This window comes from Kutzneria sp. NPDC051319, from assembly GCF_040682195.1.
Taxonomy (GTDB): Bacteria; Actinomycetota; Actinomycetes; order Mycobacteriales; family Pseudonocardiaceae; genus Kutzneria.
Map to the genome: position 1 here is coordinate 1 of NZ_JBFBAM010000125.1, position 15,908 is coordinate 15,908.

General features: G+C 71.2%; 18 protein-coding genes. 12 read left to right on the top strand and 6 right to left on the bottom strand.

Annotation, left to right across the window (positions count from 1 at the left end; all coding sequences use genetic code 11):
* From AB0M73_RS48315 to AB0M73_RS48340, 6 genes are all read left to right on the top strand, one after another.
* Window positions 1–3,218, top strand: a 3,218-nt coding sequence (locus AB0M73_RS48315) for a SpoIIE family protein phosphatase (RefSeq protein ID WP_363906719.1), incomplete at its 5' end; no start/stop codon positions are given.
* Window positions 3,219–3,240: 22 nt separating this feature from the next.
* Entirely contained in the window at window positions 3,241–3,618 is a 378-nt protein-coding gene (locus AB0M73_RS48320; RefSeq protein ID WP_363906721.1) for an STAS domain-containing protein, read from the top strand.
* A gap of 64 nt (window positions 3,619–3,682) precedes the next feature.
* Complete coding sequence (locus AB0M73_RS48325) at window positions 3,683–4,000, top strand: WhiB family transcriptional regulator (RefSeq protein ID WP_363906723.1); 318 nt, start codon at window positions 3,683–3,685, stop codon at window positions 3,998–4,000.
* Window positions 4,001–4,044: 44 nt separating this feature from the next.
* Window positions 4,045–5,055 (top strand): chemotaxis protein CheB, encoded by a 1,011-nt coding sequence (locus tag AB0M73_RS48330; RefSeq protein ID WP_363906725.1) that lies wholly within the window; start codon window positions 4,045–4,047, stop codon window positions 5,053–5,055.
* The gene (locus AB0M73_RS48335) at window positions 5,052–5,801 is read left to right on the top strand and encodes an STAS domain-containing protein (RefSeq protein ID WP_363906727.1); all 750 of its coding nucleotides are present in this window, start codon (window positions 5,052–5,054) and stop codon (window positions 5,799–5,801) included. The genes AB0M73_RS48330 and AB0M73_RS48335 overlap by 4 nt, the downstream gene beginning before the upstream one ends.
* 28 nt (window positions 5,802–5,829) lie before the next feature.
* Entirely contained in the window at window positions 5,830–7,686 is a 1,857-nt protein-coding gene (locus AB0M73_RS48340) for a CheR family methyltransferase (RefSeq protein WP_363906729.1), read from the top strand.
* Here the strand turns inward: AB0M73_RS48340 and AB0M73_RS48345 are convergent.
* Window positions 7,683–7,907 (bottom strand): hypothetical protein, encoded by a 225-nt coding sequence (locus AB0M73_RS48345; protein ID WP_363906731.1) that lies wholly within the window; start codon window positions 7,905–7,907, stop codon window positions 7,683–7,685. The genes AB0M73_RS48340 and AB0M73_RS48345 overlap by 4 nt on opposite strands.
* 55 nt (window positions 7,908–7,962) lie before the next feature.
* Here AB0M73_RS48345 and AB0M73_RS48350 point away from each other — a divergent pair, with 55 nt between their 5' ends.
* From AB0M73_RS48350 to AB0M73_RS48370, 5 genes are all read left to right on the top strand, one after another.
* Complete coding sequence (locus tag AB0M73_RS48350) at window positions 7,963–8,793, top strand: DMT family transporter (RefSeq protein ID WP_363906733.1); 831 nt, start codon at window positions 7,963–7,965, stop codon at window positions 8,791–8,793.
* Between the two features lie 80 nt (window positions 8,794–8,873).
* Complete coding sequence (locus AB0M73_RS48355; protein WP_363906735.1) at window positions 8,874–9,422, top strand: DUF2231 domain-containing protein; 549 nt, start codon at window positions 8,874–8,876, stop codon at window positions 9,420–9,422.
* Window positions 9,423–9,510: 88 nt separating this feature from the next.
* Window positions 9,511–10,125, top strand: coding sequence for an NAD(P)H-dependent oxidoreductase (locus AB0M73_RS48360; RefSeq protein ID WP_363906737.1), 615 nt, complete (start codon window positions 9,511–9,513; stop codon window positions 10,123–10,125).
* A 13-nt stretch (window positions 10,126–10,138) separates the two neighbouring features.
* Window positions 10,139–10,315: a hypothetical protein gene (locus tag AB0M73_RS48365; protein WP_363906739.1), complete on the top strand. Its 177-nt coding sequence runs from the start codon at window positions 10,139–10,141 to the stop codon at window positions 10,313–10,315.
* A gap of 6 nt (window positions 10,316–10,321) precedes the next feature.
* A complete protein-coding gene (locus tag AB0M73_RS48370; protein WP_363906741.1) occupies window positions 10,322–11,326 on the top strand; it encodes an NAD-dependent epimerase/dehydratase family protein in 1,005 nt (334 codons plus the stop codon).
* Window positions 11,327–11,374: 48 nt separating this feature from the next.
* On the opposite strand, the gene AB0M73_RS48375 is transcribed toward AB0M73_RS48370, so the two are convergent.
* The 5 genes from AB0M73_RS48375 to AB0M73_RS48395 are packed head-to-tail and all read right to left on the bottom strand — an operon-like array spanning window position 11,375 to window position 15,226.
* The gene (locus AB0M73_RS48375; RefSeq protein WP_363906743.1) at window positions 11,375–11,872 is read right to left on the bottom strand and encodes a hypothetical protein; all 498 of its coding nucleotides are present in this window, start codon (window positions 11,870–11,872) and stop codon (window positions 11,375–11,377) included.
* 55 nt (window positions 11,873–11,927) lie between these two features.
* Window positions 11,928–12,917, bottom strand: coding sequence for an inorganic phosphate transporter (locus AB0M73_RS48380; protein ID WP_363906745.1), 990 nt, complete (start codon window positions 12,915–12,917; stop codon window positions 11,928–11,930).
* Window positions 12,918–12,920: 3 nt separating this feature from the next.
* Window positions 12,921–13,541, bottom strand: coding sequence for a DUF47 family protein (locus tag AB0M73_RS48385; protein ID WP_363906746.1), 621 nt, complete (start codon window positions 13,539–13,541; stop codon window positions 12,921–12,923).
* Entirely contained in the window at window positions 13,538–14,467 is a 930-nt protein-coding gene (locus AB0M73_RS48390) for a YihY/virulence factor BrkB family protein (protein WP_363906748.1), read from the bottom strand. The genes AB0M73_RS48385 and AB0M73_RS48390 overlap by 4 nt, the downstream gene beginning before the upstream one ends.
* Before the next feature lie 33 nt (window positions 14,468–14,500).
* Complete coding sequence (locus AB0M73_RS48395; RefSeq protein ID WP_363906750.1) at window positions 14,501–15,226, bottom strand: hypothetical protein; 726 nt, start codon at window positions 15,224–15,226, stop codon at window positions 14,501–14,503.
* Window positions 15,227–15,286: 60 nt separating this feature from the next.
* On the opposite strand from AB0M73_RS48395, the gene AB0M73_RS48400 reads away from it, so the two are divergent.
* Complete coding sequence (locus AB0M73_RS48400; RefSeq protein WP_363906752.1) at window positions 15,287–15,769, top strand: hypothetical protein; 483 nt, start codon at window positions 15,287–15,289, stop codon at window positions 15,767–15,769.
* The last annotated feature ends 139 nt before the right edge of the window (window positions 15,770–15,908 follow it).

The window sequence follows — 15,908 nt, forward strand, 5'->3', positions numbered from 1 at the left end:
GGGCCGCGATGGAGAAGGCCGGCCTGGTGTTGGACGTCGACTGCCCCGCGCTGGACCGGCCGGTGCATGTGGACCGGGACATGTGGGAGAAGGTCATGCTCAACCTGCTGAGCAACGCCTTCAAGTTCACCCTGGACGGCTCGGTGCGGGTCACCCTTCGGACCGAGGGCGAGCACGCGGTGCTGTGCGTGCGGGACACCGGTGTGGGCATTCCGGAGCGGGAGATGCCCCGCCTGTTCGAGCGTTTCCACCGCATCGAGCAGCCCCGCGCGCGCTCCACCGAAGGCAGCGGCATCGGGCTCGCCCTGGTCCGGGAGCTCGCGCAGCTGCACGGTGGCGACGTCACCGCCGAGAGCGTGGACGGGGAGGGAACCTGTTTCACCGTGCGGATCCCGTTCGGCGAGGACCGGGCGATCACCGCCACCGCGAACTCCGCGCCGGTGTCGACGCCGTACGTGGAGGAGGCGCTGCGCTGGCTGCCCCCGGACGTGCCCTCCGGCGGGCCGTTCGACCAGGGGCCCGGCTATGTGCTGCTCGCCGACGACAACGCCGACATGCGCGACTATCTGGCCCGTCTGGTGGGCGAGCGGCACACCGTCCGCACGGTCGGCGACGGCGCGAAGGCCCTGGAGCTGATCCGGTCCGAACCGCCGGATCTGCTGATCAGTGACGTGATGATGCCCGGACTCGACGGCATCAGCCTGGTCCGGGAGCTGCGCTCCGACCCGCGCACGGTCCGCCTGCCGGTGCTGCTGCTGTCCGCGCGGGCCGGGCAGGAGGCCGCCGCCGAGGGCCTGCGGGCCGGGGCCGACGACTACCTGGTGAAGCCGTTCGCCGCCGGCGAACTGCTGGCCCGGGTGCACACGCACGTCCGGCTGGGCCGGGTGCGCCGGCAGGGTGAGGAACGGTTCCGCACGATGGCCGACGTGGCCCCGGCGATGATCTGGGCGTCGGATCGGACCGGCAAGCGGGTGCTGGCCAACCGCGGCTGGACGGAGTTCACCGGCCTGGACGACCTCGGTGACCGGTGGCACGAGGCGCTGCACCCCGACGACCGCGACATCTACCTGGCCACCTTCGAACAGGCGACCCGGGACGGCTCGCCGTTCGACGTCGAGTACCGCCTGCGCCGCGCCGACGGGGCGTACCACTGGGTGCTGGAGCACGCGGTGCCGATCGGCCACGGCGCCGAGTTCGGCGGGCACGTCGCCAGCTGCGTCGACGTCAACGAGCGCTACCGGGAGAGCGAGCGACAGCGGCTGCTGGCCCAGGTCGGGACGGCCCTGGAGAGCGCGACCGGCGTGCGGCAGCGGCTGGACCGGCTCATCGCCGCGCTCATCGACGGCGGGCTGGCCGGCGGCTGCGCGGTCATCCGGGTCACCGACTCGGGGGCGCCGGTGACCATGGCCCACGCCGGCATCGGCGGCATCGAGCCGGCGATCGTCGACGAGCCGACGTTGGTCAGCGACAACGAGATGGCGCTGCCGCTGCGAGCCCGCGGCGAGGTGTTGGCGGTGCTGACCATGCGGCGCGAATCCCCGTACTGCGACAAGGATCTGGCGTTGGCCGACCAGATCGCCGACCGCACGGGCATCGCGCTGGACAACGCCTTGCTGCTGGCCGAGGAGCAGGCCACCGCGCGCCGGCTGACGTTGTTGCAGCAGGCCACCGCCGACTTCTCCGCCGCGACCTCGCCGCAGAGCGTCGCCGAAACGGCGGCCACGCACGGCCGGCGGCTGTTGCTGGACCACGAGTTCGTCGTCTTCGAACGGCGCGATCCGCACCGGCTGGAACCGCTGATCGTGCCCGGGCAGCACTACGGGCTCGATCGGCTGCACCTGGGCGAGCACTCCCCCATCGCCGACGCCGTGGGCGGCCTGGCGCCGCTGTGGCTCGATCGGGTCGACGACTGGCACGACGAGTATCCGGACTTCGTGGACCGGGCCCGGGCCGCCGGCTTCCGCTCCGGCGCGGTGATTCCGTTGCTGGCCAACGGAACCTGTATCGGCGTGCTGGCGCTGGGCAACCGCCGGGAGTTCCCGCTCGACGCCGCCGACAAGCGGGCCGCGCTGGCGCTGGCCGAGCAGTGCGGGCAGGCGCTGGACCGGGCCCGGCTGTACCAGGCCGAGCACGAGATCGCGGAAACGTTGCAGCGCAGCCTGTTGCCGGCGCGACTGCCCCGATTGGACCGGCTGGCGCTGGCCGCCCGCTACCTGGCCGGCGCGGCGTTCAGCCAGGCCGGCGGCGACTGGTACGACGTGCTGCCGCTGGACGAGGACCGGGTGGCGCTGATCGTCGGCGACGTCGTCGGCCAGGGCCCGCGCGCGGCGGCGGCCATGGGCCAGCTGCGCAGCACCTTCGCGGCGTATCTGTTGGAAGGGCATCCGCCGGCCAGCGCCTTGGCGCGGCTGGACGAGTTCGCCGCCCGTATCCCCGACGCCTTGGCGTCCACCGTGGTCTGTGTGGTGGTCGACTGCGCGGCGGCCGAGCTGCGCTGGGCCCGCGCCGGCCACCTGCCGCCGTTGATCATCATGGACGGCCGCGGCGAGCTTCTGAGCGGTGCTCGCGGACCGGTGCTGGGACTGGGCGCGGGCATGGAGTTCACCGAGGAGGTCTGCTCCCTGTCGCCGCAGGCCAGCATCGTGCTGTACACCGACGGCCTGGTCGAGCGCCGGGACGCCGACCTCGACGAGGACCTGGCCCGGCTGGCGGCCACGGCCGCGGACCTGCCGCCCGAGGAGCTGGCGGTGTGGCTGGTCGACAAGCTGCTGACCGAGGAGGGCCCCGGCGACGACGTCGCCCTGGTGGTGGCCCGGCTGGTGCCGGAGCCGCTGGTGCGCACCCTGCCGGCCCGGCCCGACCAACTCGCCGTGGCCCGTCACGAGATCACCCAGTGGGCCAAGGCCGCCGGCCTGCCGCGATCCCTGACCGAGGATCTGCTGCTCGTGATCGGCGAAGCCACGGCGAACTCCGTCGAGCATGCCTACCGCGACCGCCCGGCCGGCGACTTCACCTTCGAGTTGCGCTGCCTACCCGACGGCAGCGTCACGGGCGTGGTCACCGACGGCGGCAACTGGCGGCCGGCGCCCGCCGACAACGGCACGCGTGGCCGCGGACTGGCCATGATCAAGGCGGCTTCCCTGCGTTCCGAGGTGCGCGGATCCGAGGCCGGCACACGTGTGGAGTTCACGCTCGCGCCAGCTGTTGCCGGCCCCTGACACCCTGGCTATGGTCGGTCCCATGGGCAGTGACGGAGTTTTTCCGACGCCCGCCGACGCGATCCCGCCCGCTCTGGCCGCGGTCGACACGCTCGGCCCGGTTTCCGTCGTCCACGTCAGCGGCGAGCTCGACATGACCAGCCGGGACGCCGTCGAGCGGGTGCTCACCCGCGCCGTCGACAGCGGGCCCGTGACGGTGGTCGTCGACCTGTCCGACGTGACGTTCTTCGGCTCGTCCGGGCTCCAGATGCTGGCCGAGGCCCGCGCCCACGCCGCCGCCAACCAGGTGACGCTGCGGCTGGTGGCCAGCAGCCGCCGGGTGCTGCGGCCGCTGGAGATCACCGGCATGACCCTGGCGTTCCGCGTCTACGCCAGCGTCGCCGAGGCGGTGGACGGCTAGTTTCGCCGTCCCCCGAACGGGAAGCCGCTGCGGACGGATTCTCGTGTGAGGAAGGCGGTCGCCGATGACCAGGAAGACCCTGACCCGACCGGTGGCGGCCGAGTGGGCGTGGCAGCTGCGCGGTGCCTGCCGTGACGGGCAGGACGCGGCGTTCTTCCACCCCGACCAGGAGCGCGGCCCGGCCCGGCAGTACCGGGACGACCAGGCGAAGGCGGTGTGTGCCCGCTGCCCGGTGATCGTGGAATGCCGGCGGCACGCTCTCGCCGCCGAGGAGCCCTACGGCGTGTGGGGCGGCCAGGACGAGCACGAGCGGCGGATCCAGATCGCCCATCGGCGCAGGGACCGCCGCGCACGCAGGTGTGAGCCGGCATTGAGGGGGTAACCTCCGAACTCGGGAGTCGAGCTCCGCCGAAGAAGGTGACATCAGTGCCCCAATGCCGGGACGTGATCGTCGTCGGCGCGTCCGCCGGTGGGGTCGAGTCGCTGCGAAGCCTGCTGGCGGCCCTGCCGGCGGACCTGCCCGCCACCGTGCTGGTGGTGTTGCACATGCCCGCCGGTGGTTCCAGCGCTCTGTCGGCGATCCTCAACCGAGTCAGCCTGTTGCCGGTGCATCCCGCCCGGCACGGCACGCCGTTGCGCCACGGACACGTCCACGCCGCGGTGCCCGACCACCACCTGCTGCTGATCGACGGCGTCATGGCGCTGTCGAAGGGGCCGACCGAGAACGGGCACCGACCGGCGGTCGACGCCCTGTTCCGTTCCGCCGCGCGGGCGGTCGGCTCGCGGGCCATCGGGGTCGTGCTGTCCGGCACCCTCGACGACGGTGCGGCCGGCCTGCTGTCGATCGTCGCCCGTGGCGGGGCCGCCGTCGTGCAGGATCCGGGCGACGCCGTCTATCCCGGCATGCCGGAGAGCGCGCTGCGTGCGGTGCCGACCGCCACTGTCGCGCCGATCGCCAAGCTGGCCGACGTGCTCGCCGCGCTGGTCGGCGAGCCGGTGGACGACGTGCTGTCGGCCGACATGTCGGACGCCGACCTCATCGAGGCGGAGATCGCGGAACAGGGATTGCCGGAGGGCGGCCTGGAAATGACCACGATGGGCGAGCCGTCCGGCTACACCTGCCCCGACTGCGACGGCGCGCTGATCGCCGTGCCCGACACGCGCCGCTACCGGTGCCGGGTCGGCCACGCGTGGACGGAGGAGGCCTTGTCCACACAGAAGGATGCCCAACTGGAGCGGGCGCTGTGGACCGCGCTGCGCACCCTGGACGAGAAGATCAGCCTCGGTCGTCGGCTGGAGCGGACCGCCGAGGAACGCGGCAGCAGACTGGTGGCGCGCCGGTACGCGGCGTCGGTCGCCGAGGCCCTGAACGCCGCGGACGTCCTGCGCCAGTTCATCCGCGACGATGTGCTCATCGATGAGGAGCCCGTGCCGTGAGTCCGCCTCCGTGTCTGTCCGTCGACGTGAGCCGACGCGGCCGGGCGATGCTCGTGCGGCTGGTCGGCCAGCTGGGCCTGGGTAACGTCGCCACGGTGCGCAACGCGCTGATGAAATGCGTGGCTGAGGAGCCGTCCGGCGTCATCGTGCAGCTGGACCGGACGACCGTGGTCACGCCGCTGGCGTTGAGCGTGTTCAGCGTGGTGGCCCGCAAGGCCAGCGACTGGCCGGGGCTGCAGGTGCTGCTGGTGGCCCAGGCGGGCAAAACCCGAGAGCTGCTGCGGCGCGGCGCGCTCGACCGCTTCGTGCCCACGTTCGCCCTGGTCGCGGAGGCGCTGCACGCATTACAGGACAGGCCCGGCCGCCAGCTCGCCACCCTTGAGCTGCCGGCCGCGGTCGGCAGCCCGTCGGCCGCGCGCCGCTTTGTCATCGAGACGCTCGAAGGCTGGCGCGTCAAGGACCTGACCGACGACGCCTGCATGATCGTCTCCGAGCTGGTGGAGAACGCCATCGTGCACGGCCGGTCGGCGGCCAAGCTCCGGCTGGAGCTGCGGCGCGGGCTGCTCACCGTGGCGGTCCGCGATGACTGCGACACGCCGCCGTCGCGGCTGGAACCGGGCTCGGCCATCAGCGGCGGCCGCGGGGTGTTCCTCGTGGACGCGATGTGCAAGGCATGGGGCACGTCCCCGACCTGGGACGGCGGCAAGGTGGTGTGGGCCGTGCTCGCCGTGGCGGGCGGCGAGTGACGTGGTGCGCCGAGTACGGTTTCCCCCTGTGGCGGACAAGACGGCCGAGAACGGCGTGGACCCGGGCTTCGAGGCGGTGCTGCTGTACCTGAAGGAGGCCCGCGGCTTCGATTTCACCGGGTACAAGCGGACCAGCCTGTCCCGGCGCGTCCAGCGGCGGATGGCCCAGGTCGGCATCGAGGACTACGCCGACTACATCGACCACCTCCAGGTCAACGCCGACGAGTTCGCCGCCCTGTTCAACATGCTGCTGATCAACGTCACCGGCTTCCTGCGCGACTCCGAGGCGTGGGAGCACCTGCGTGTGGAGATCCTGCCGCGGCTGCTGGCCGAGGTGGGGCCCGAGGCGCCGGTCCGGGTGTGGAGCGCCGGCTGCGCCTCCGGCCAGGAGGCCTACAGCCTGGCCATCCTGCTCACCGAGGCGCTGGGCGTTGACGCGTTCCGGCAGCGGGTGAAGATCTACGCCACCGACGTGGACGAGGAGGCGCTGGCCCAGGCCCGGCAGGCGATCTACAGCGAGCGCGAGATCGAGGGCGTGCCGGCGGACCTGCTGGAGCGCTACTTCGAGCACCAGGGCACCCGGTACGTGTTCCGGCCGGAACTGCGGCGCTCGGTCATCTTCGGCCGCAACGACCTCGTGCAGGACGCGCCGATCTCGCGGATCCACCTGCTGGTGTGCCGCAACACCCTGATGTACTTCAACGCCGAGACCCAGGCCAAGATCCTCACCCGGCTGCACTTCGCGCTGCTGCCGCACGGCGTGCTGTTCCTGGGCAAGGCCGAGATGCTGCTCAGCCACGACAACCTGTTCACGCCTGTCGACCTCAAACGCCGGCTGTTCCGGAAGGTGCCCGCGCACGGGGTGCCGCAGGGCCAGCTGTTCGCCCACCCGGTCGCGCCGCCGCGCCGCCACGCCGCCGACGGCGTCGCCGAGCTGCGCGAGCAGGCCTTCGCGGCCGGGCCGGTGGCCCAGGTGGTGATCAGCAAGGACGACGAGGTGACGCTGATCAACCAGGAGGCCGAGTCGCTGTTCGGGCTGTCGTCGCGGGACATCGGCCGGCCGCTGCGGGACCTTGAGCTGTCCTACCGCCCGGTCGAGCTGCGGGCCCAGGTCGAGCGGGTCAAGGTGGAGCGCCGGTCGCTGCGGCTCAAGGACGTCGAGTGGCAGCGCGGGCCCAACGACACCATCTGGCTCGACGTGCAGCTCAGCGCGCTGATCAGCGATCGGGAGCTGCTCGGCGTCTCTGTGGTGTTCCACGACGTCAGCGCCGCCCGGCGGCTGCTGGACGAGCTCGAGCACGCCAACCGCCAGCTCGAGTCGGCCTATGAGGAGCTCCAGTCGACCAACGAGGAGCTGGAGACCACCAACGAGGAGCTCCAGTCCACAGTGGAGGAGCTGGAGACCACCAACGAGGAGCTCCAGTCCACCAATGAGGAACTGGAGACGATAAACGAGGAGCTGCAGTCCACCAACGACGAGCTGCAGACCATCAACGACCGGCTCAGCGAGCGCTCGGTGGAACTGGACGACCTCAACAACTTCCTGGAGTCGATCCTCACCTCGCTGCGGTCCGGGGTGATCGTCGTCGACACCGAGATGCGGATCATCGTGTGGAACCGGGGCTCTGAGGAGCTGTGGGGGCTGCGGCGGGACGAGGCCAACGGCCAGCACCTGCTCAACCTGGACATCGGGCTGCCGCTGTCCGAGCTGCGGCCGCTCGTCCGCAGCGCCCTGGTCGAGACCGACCCGGTCGACGAGGTCACCATCGCCGCGGTGAACCGCCGCGGCCGGGCCGTCTCCATGCGCGTGGTGGCCAGCGCCCTGCGCAGCCGCGGCGGCGACACCGAGGGCGCGATCCTGGTGCTTGAGGAGAACCGGGTCTAAGCGATGCCCACGATCAGCGTGGACGGCAGCAGGTCCACCGTGCCGTCCTGCCGTGTGATCGGGGCCCACCAGCCGTGGGTGCGGGGATCGATGACCTCGGGGCCCATCGCCGTGGCGCGGCCGAAGGAGCTTTCGTCGGTGGGCTCGGGGTCGAAGTAGACGACCACCGTGCCGGCGTGGAGCACCGGTGTGTCGATCAGCGACGCTGGTTGCTCTTTCATGGCTTCGAATACCCGGTCGGCGGATGCACAACCCCGTCGCGGGTATCCGGAGGCCATGCTCGGTGTGCTACTCGCGGTGCTGGCGTCGGCGATGAACGCGGCCGCCTCGGTGTTGCAGCGCAAAGCCGATCGGGAGCAGTCGGCGTTCGGGCTGCGCATGCTGCTCGACGTGGTGCGACGGCCGGTCTGGCTGGCCGGCATCGGCTGCGTGGTGCTGGGCTTCGGGTTGCAGGCGGTGGCGCTGGCCGTCAGCCCGGTGTCGGTGGTGCAGCCGCTGCTGATCAGCGAGCTGCCGTTGACCTTGTTGTTGGCGTCCATGGTTTTCCGTCGGTCGATCGCCGACCGGGACTGGTGGGCCGTGCTGGCGATGGCCGCGGGGCTGGCCGTGTTCTCGTACTGCCTGGAGCCCTCGGGCGGCGAGCCGTTGCGGGCCCCGCTGTGGACGTGGATCGTCGGCCTGGCCGCGACCCTGCTGTTGATGGGGGCGTTGGTGTTGGGCGGACGGCGTTGTTCGAGTGGTCGCCGGGCAGCGTTGCTGGGACTGGCCACGGGGGTCGGCTTCGGCACCACGGCGGTGTTGGTGGCCGCGGTGGGGGCGGCCGGGGTCGGGTCGATGTTCGTGACGTGGCAGACCTATGCCCTGGTGGTGCTCGGGCCGGCGTCGTTCCTGTTGCTGCAGAACACCTTGCAGGCCGGGCCACTCGTGGCCTCTCAGCCGGGCATGACGCTGAGCAATCCGCTGGTGGCCACGGCCTGGGGCTTCACCGTCTTCGGCGAGCACGCCCGCGGCGGCGGCTGGCTGGCCGGCGAGATCCTCGGCGCGGCGCTGATCGCCGTCGGCACCTTGACGCTGGTCCGCTCACCAGTGCTGGAAGCCGGTCATTGACCGCGTTTGTGCCCGTCTCCCCCGGGTATTCGGGACGTGACAGCAGTTGTTGTCACACTCTCCTGGATCGGAGGTGTGCCATGTACAACTCGATGGACGCCGCCAAGCGTCCCCGCACCAAGTTGGCCGGCCCCTACGGCCATCCCTTCCACCCCATCGCGGTCACCATCCCGATCGGCGCTTGGACGTGCGCGCTCGTGTTCGACGTGGCGGCCCTGTTCGTGCGGCCGCCCGGCTTCCTCGAACTGGGCGCCGTGTGGCTGATCGGCGTCGGCATCGTCGGCGCTCTGCTGGCCGCGGTGCTCGGGCTGATGGACTATGTGCGGCTGCGTGCGGGCGATCCCGTCCACCGCGTGGCGACCCTTCACATGGTGCTGAACGTCTTCGTGGTCGTCTGCTGGGCCGTGAGCTTCTTTCTGCGCTTCTTCGGCGAGTTCAACGACTCCCGTGTGTGGACGGCCGTCTCGGACGTCGTGATGTTGGCAATCCTCGGCGTTTCCGGGTATCTCGGCGGCATGCTCGCCTACCGCTACGGTGTTCGGGTCGCGACCGAGGCCACCCAGCGCGAGGGCTTCGACGCCGCCAACGACTTACCCCGGCCTGCCCCCGACGCCCCTCCGAAGACCTAGCCGGCGGGTCGTCGAGCCTGGCGGCCGACCACCCGGTCCGGCGTACGCCAACCTCGTTTGGCCGGGACCGCGAAGGGTAGCCGTGCGCATGACCACAGCGAACGAACTGCGGGCCCTGGCGCTGGTGTGCACACTCACGCCCTCGCCCGGCGACTCCAGCAGCGATCTGCTGGCCCGGCACGTCATGGACCAGCTCGCGGCCAACGGCGTGAAGGGCGAGACCGTCCGGGTCGTCGACCGGGAGGTCAAGCCGGGCGTGACGGTGGACATGGGGCGCGGCGACGAGTGGCCGGTGATCCGGTCCCAGCTGCTGGAGGCCGACATCCTGCTGCTGGCCACCCCGATCTGGCTCGGCCACCCGTCCAGCGTCGCCCAGCGGGTCCTGGAGCGGCTGGACGGCGAGCTGTCCGAGACCGACGACAACGGCCAGTCCCCTATGTACAACAAGGTCGCCACCGTCGCCGTGGTCGGCAACGAGGACGGCGCGCACAAGGTCAGCGCCGATCTTTTCCAGGCCCTGGACGACATCGGCTTCACCATTCCGGCCGGCGGCGTCACCTACTGGGTCGGCGAGGCCATGCAGGGCACCGACTTCAAGGATCTCGACGAGGTGCCCGACACCGTCGCCCAGACCACCAAGCAGCTCGCCGGCAACGCCGCCCACCTGGCCCGGCTGCTGCGCGAGTCCCCTTACCCGGCTTGAGGAGGCACACCCCATGGCGCTCACCAAGAACCCGGCCCGGCCCCAGCTCGTCCTCGACGGCAACCCGCCCGAGCAGCGGCGGCGGGCCGTCCGCACCGTCGCCAGCCTCTCCGACGATCCGCGCCATTGCGCCGAACTGCTCGACATGCTCGGCCTCCGCGCGGACGACGGTCTCGCCCCCGAGGAGTGATCGGCCATGCGGGTCGTGGTCGTCGGCGGTTCCGGCAATCTCGGAACCGCCTTGCTGCACGCGATGGAGACCGTCCCCGACCTCGATGTCGTCGGCGTCTCCCGCCGCGCTCCGGCAGGCGCGGGACCCTGGCACGAGATCGACATCTCCCGACCCGACTCCGACGTGCTGCTCCGGGCCGCCTTCGAGTCCGCCGACGCCGTCGCGCACCTGGCCTGGCTTCTCCAGCCCAGCAACAACGTTCCCCTTCTGGAGCGGACCAATGTGGACGGTAGCCGCCGCGTGTTCGAGGCCGCCGTCGCCTCAGGCGTCGAACATCTGGTCTACCTGTCCTCCGTCGGCGCCTACTCCCCCGGCCCCATGGACCGTGCCGTCGACGAGTCGTGGCCGACCGACGGCGTCCCTTCCTCGACCTACAGCTCGCAGAAGGCCGCCGTGGAGCGGATCCTGGACCGGGTGTCCGCCGGCGACCCCGAACTGACCGTCACCCGCTTCCGGCCCGGCTTGGTGCTCCAGCACGCCGCCGCGAGCGAGATCCAGCGCTACTTCATTGGCCCCCTCGCCCCGCCGGCCCTGTTCGACCGCGCCGCCCGCGCCCGCCTTCGGCTGCTGCCCCTGCCCGGCGAGCTGCGTTTGCAGTTCGTCCACGCCGGCGACGTGGCTAACGCCATCGTGCGAGCCCTGCGGGGCCGAGTGCCCGGCGTCTTCAACCTCGCCGCCCCTCCTCCACTCACCCCGCGCAAGCTGGCCCGCCTCACCGGCGCTGTGCACCTTCCCGTGCCCGGAGGGCTTTTGCGCGTCCTCGCCGCCGTGAGCTGGCGGCTCCGGTTGCAGCCCACCGAACCCGGTTGGGTCGACCTCGCCCTGTCCGTGCCCGAGATGGACACCCGGCGGGCGTGGGACGAGCTCGGTTGGGCGCCACGCCATTCCGCTCAGGAGGCCGTCACCGCGCTGCTGCGAGGCCTGGCCGAAGGAGCCGGCGCACCGACTCCTCCGCTCGTGCCTCGATGAAGCGTTTGTCCCCGGTCACCACCGTGGCCGGGGACAAACGTCGAGTCGTTACGGCCGCGGCCGGGGCTCACCGAGCGTGGGCTGCCGGGGCTCGGCGAGAGTGGGCTTGGCCCGGGGCTGCGGCGCCATGCCGGCCGACGGGTCGTTGGAGACCTCGTACCCGTTCGCCTGCTCGCGCTCATGGCGCATCTCCCGCACCTGGGCGTCGAAGCCGGAGACGACCTCCTCCTGCTTACGCCGCGTCAACATGCGCAGAGCGATCGCGTAGGCGACGGCCACCATGATGAGCAGCAGGCCGATGCGGACCAGGAACACCTGGTTCTGGTCGCCGCCGAACGGAATGGCGGCGAGCAGGGCCAGCAGGCCCAGGGTCACCAGGTGGAACAGCATCGACACGAGCATGGCCACCGAGCCGGCCGACTCCCGCTCCTGCGGGGCGACGGTGGCGCCGGCCAGGTAGCGCTTGCCGCTGAACGCCAGCAGCCGGCCGACGACGACGATGGCAATGACGCCGGCGACCAGGTAGTACACCGTTCCGGTGTCCACGAGAACCACCTCTCTTCCAGTTGACCCCGGAATACCCAGGCATGCCTGAGCCGAATCACCCGAGAACGAGGCTCGCGGGCCAGTAGACGACGGCGGCGACCAGTGCGGCGGCGGGCAGGGTCAGGATCCAGCCCGTGACGATGTCGGCGGCGATGCCCCAGCGGACGGCCCGGGGACGGCGGGTGGCGCCGACGCCCATGATGGCGGTGGTCATGACGTGGGTGGTGGAGATGGGGGCGGCCCAGGCGAAAGCGGTGACATAGAGGACGGCGGCGCCGGACAGCTCGGCGGCGAAGCCGTGCGGCGGGGTCATGGGGAAGACGCGGCGACCGAGGGTGCGCATGACCCGCAGGCCGCCGGAATAGCTGCCGGCGGCCATGGCGGCGGCGCAGCTCAGAACCACCCACAAGGGGACGCCGTCACCGTGGCCGACGCCGCTGACGGCAAGAGCCAGCACGATGACGCCCATGGATTTCTGGGCGTCCTGAAGGCCGTGGCCGAGAGCGAGGGCGGCGGCGGACCCGATCTGCGCGTGGCGGAAGCCCCGGCGGACCCGATGGGCGTTGCCATTGCGGAAAGCCCACAGGACAGCGGTCATCGTCCCGTAGCCCAGGGCCAGGCCGACCAGCGGCGAGACGATCATCGGCACGATCACCTTCTCGATCACACCGGTCCAGTGCACCTGGCTGGCGGCGGCCAGGGCGGCGCCGACGAGGCCGCCGATGAGCGCGTGGGAGGACGACGACGGCAGGCCGAAGTACCAGGTCACCACGTTCCACACGATGGCGCCGACGACGGCGGCCAGCACGACGGCGAGCCCGTCGGAGCCGGCCGGCGGCGTGATCACACCGTCGGCGACGGTGACGGCGACGCCGGTGGACAGCAGGGCGCCGACCAGGTTCATCACGGCGCCGAGGGCCAACGCCCAGCGCAGCGGCAGAGCCCGGGTCGACACGGCGGTGGCGATGGCGTTGGCGGCGTCGTGAAAACCATTGGTGTAGTTGAAGACGAGCGCCAACGCCACCACGATCCAGAGTGCGAGCACCCGTCAGCTCTCCTTGACGGCGATGGTGTGCATGACGTCGGCCGCGTGCTCGAACGCGTCGGCCGCCTCCTCCAGCCCGTCGACGATGTCCTTGAGCTTCATCACCGTGAGCGGCTCGTACTCGCCGCTGAACAGCAGGCTGAGCAGCCGCCGGTGGACCTGGTCGGCGGCGTTCTCGACCTCGTTGATCTCCTGCCAGTACGGCACCAGGTCCTTGGGCGTGCGCAGCATCGGCATCGCCTCGGCGGTCAGCGTCGCCGCCTTCTTGAGCAGCTCGACCTGCTCGAACACGCCGTCCGGGTACCTCTCGCAGCCGTAGAGCGTGGCGAGGTCGACCACCTCGTCCGCATGGTCGACGACGTCGTCCAGCCGTACCGCGAGCCGGTAGATGTCCTCGCGGTCGAACGGCGTCACGAAGGTGACGTCGATCAGCTCGATGATGGCGTGCGTGTGGTCGTCGCCGACATGCTCCAGCCGACGCATCTCCTGCTTGATCGGCTCCCGCTCGGACGCCTCGGCCCGGACGAAGCGGTCGAGCACGCCGACGGTGTCGACGATGTTGCCGGCCGCGGCGGTGAGCAGGTTGTAGAAGCGGGCATCTCGGGGTGCGGCTCGCAGCCTCACTCGGCGTTCTCCCTTGGCTCGAGAAAGGGCTCGTCGTCGGCCTGCCGGCCGGCGGCGAGCTCACGGCCCCGGGCCAGCTCCGCGTCGAAGGCCGCGCCGAGCAGCACCGCCAGGTTGCTGATCCACAGCCAGACCAGGAACACGATCACGCCGGCCAGCGAACCGTAGGTCTTGTTGTACGAGCCGAAGTTTGCCACATAGATCGCGAAGCCCACCGACGCCACCAGCCACAACACCACCGCGAGCACGCTGCCGGCGGTCAGCCAGAGGAACCGGGGCTTGGGCTGGCGCACATTGGGCGCGGCCCAGTACAGCAGGCAGATGGCCAGGCTGACGAGGATCACGATGACCGGCCACTTGGCGATCCCCCAGATCAACAGCCCCGTCGAGCCGATGCCGACCCACTGCCCGACCTGGTCGGCGATCGGCCCGGACACCGCCAGGCCCAGGCCCGAGACGGCCAGCATCACCATCAGGCCCAGCGTCAGCCCGAGCTGCAGCGGCACCGTCTTCCACAGCGGACGGCCCTCGGCCACGCCGTAGACCGCGTTGTTGGCCCGCATGAAGCCGCCGATGTAGCCGCTGGCCGCCCACAGCGCGCCGAGCACGCCGATCACCGCCAGCAGGCCGGCCCCGGTGTGGGCGTTCTGGATGGCGCCGACGAGAAGGTCGCGCCCTTGGCCGAGCGGCACGGAGTTGATGCTGTCGATCAACATCTTGGTCGCGTCCGGCCCGAGCAGGCCCACGGCTCCGGTCACCACGATCAAGCCGGGGAAGACCGACAACACCGCGTAGTAGGTCAGCGACGCGGCCCAGTCCATGAGGTGGTTCTCCTGGATCGCCGTGACCGTGCGTTTCAGCGCAGCCCACCACGAGGTGGCCGGCAGGTCACTCGGCGTCCTGGGCCCGTCCGCATGCGTCGCCATGCGCCCGGCTTCCCGCAGGCGCAGGGGGTGAAACTACGGTTTGCGCTCGGCCGCGCGCAGCTCCTTGGCCCGCTGCTGCGCCTCCCGCCGAGCCTCTCGCACCGCCTGTTCGGCGTCCTCGCGGACGGCCCGGGCGTCAACCAACGCGGCTTGCAGCTGGTCGACTTCTTCCGCCGCCGACCGCAGCCTGTCCTCCGCGGCCTCCAACGCCCGCTGGGCCTCGGCGTCGGCCGCCTCAGCCGCCCGGAAAGCCTCCTCCAGGGCCCGGCGCCGTTCCTCGTCATGCTTCGTCTCCCGCGCCGTATCTCGCGGTGCGGGCGAAAACGGCGTCGCAGGGTCGAAACCCCAGCCGCCACCCTCGGGCGCCGTCACGACCCGCCCGGCCATCAGGTCATCGGACGCCGCCGGGTCCGTGTACGACCGCTCCAACAGGTCCCGCAGTCCCGGACTCGCGTCCTCGACGAACCCGACCAGCTTGTCCAGAACCTCGATGCGCCGCCGCGACAGCTCCCGCAGCTCGGGGCCGTTCAACGTCTCCTGGGCCGCCCGCAGCCGGCGGCCGAGGTCCACCAGCGCGGCGACGTCGCGAGGATGCTTGCGCGCCAACTGATTGGCCTGCCACGCGGCGACGGTCGGCTTGCGCAGCTTGCGGACCTGATCGCGGATCTTCGGCTCGGCCTTGGCGATCTTGTCCCGCTCGGCGGTGAACCCCTCCCGCGGCAGCCCGTAGAGCCGGTCGACCGCCGCCCCGAGGTCCATGCCGCCCAGGCTAGCCCGCACCGTGGTTGCGCGCAGGTCAGGACGGGAATACCCGGTCTCATGGACACCTTCCGGCACGAGCTCGCCATCTACCTCAACGACCACCTCGCCGGCGCGACCGGCGGCGTCGAACTGGCCCGCCGCATCGCCGGCGAGCACGAGGACACCGACCTGACCGGCCTCGCCGACGACATCGAGCACGACCGCGACAGCCTGCTGCGCATCATGGCGGCGCTCGGCGTGCCGCAGGACCACATCAAGACCGCCGGCGGCTGGCTGGGCGAGAAGCTGGGCCGCCTCAAGCTCAACGGGCGCCTGTTCAGCCGGTCGCCGCTGAGCTACGTGATCGAGCTGGAGGCGATGCGGCTGGGCGTGGACGGCAAGGCCGCCGGCTGGCAGACGCTGCGCAGCCTGGCCGAGCACGACGACCGTCTCGACCGGACACATCTGGACGAACTGCTCACCCGCGCCGAAGCGCAGAAGGAGACCTTGGAACGGCTGCGGGTCCGTGCTGCGCAGACCGTGTTCGTCAAGCCGGCCTGACCCTGGTTCGAACCGCGCCCAGCGGGTATCCGCTGTCGTAACGTCAGGCTGCGCACGCGAGGAGGAATCATGGCCGAGACCGTCGGCGACTACCTGCTGGGACGGCTGCGTGACTGGCAGGTGGACCAGGTCTTCGCCT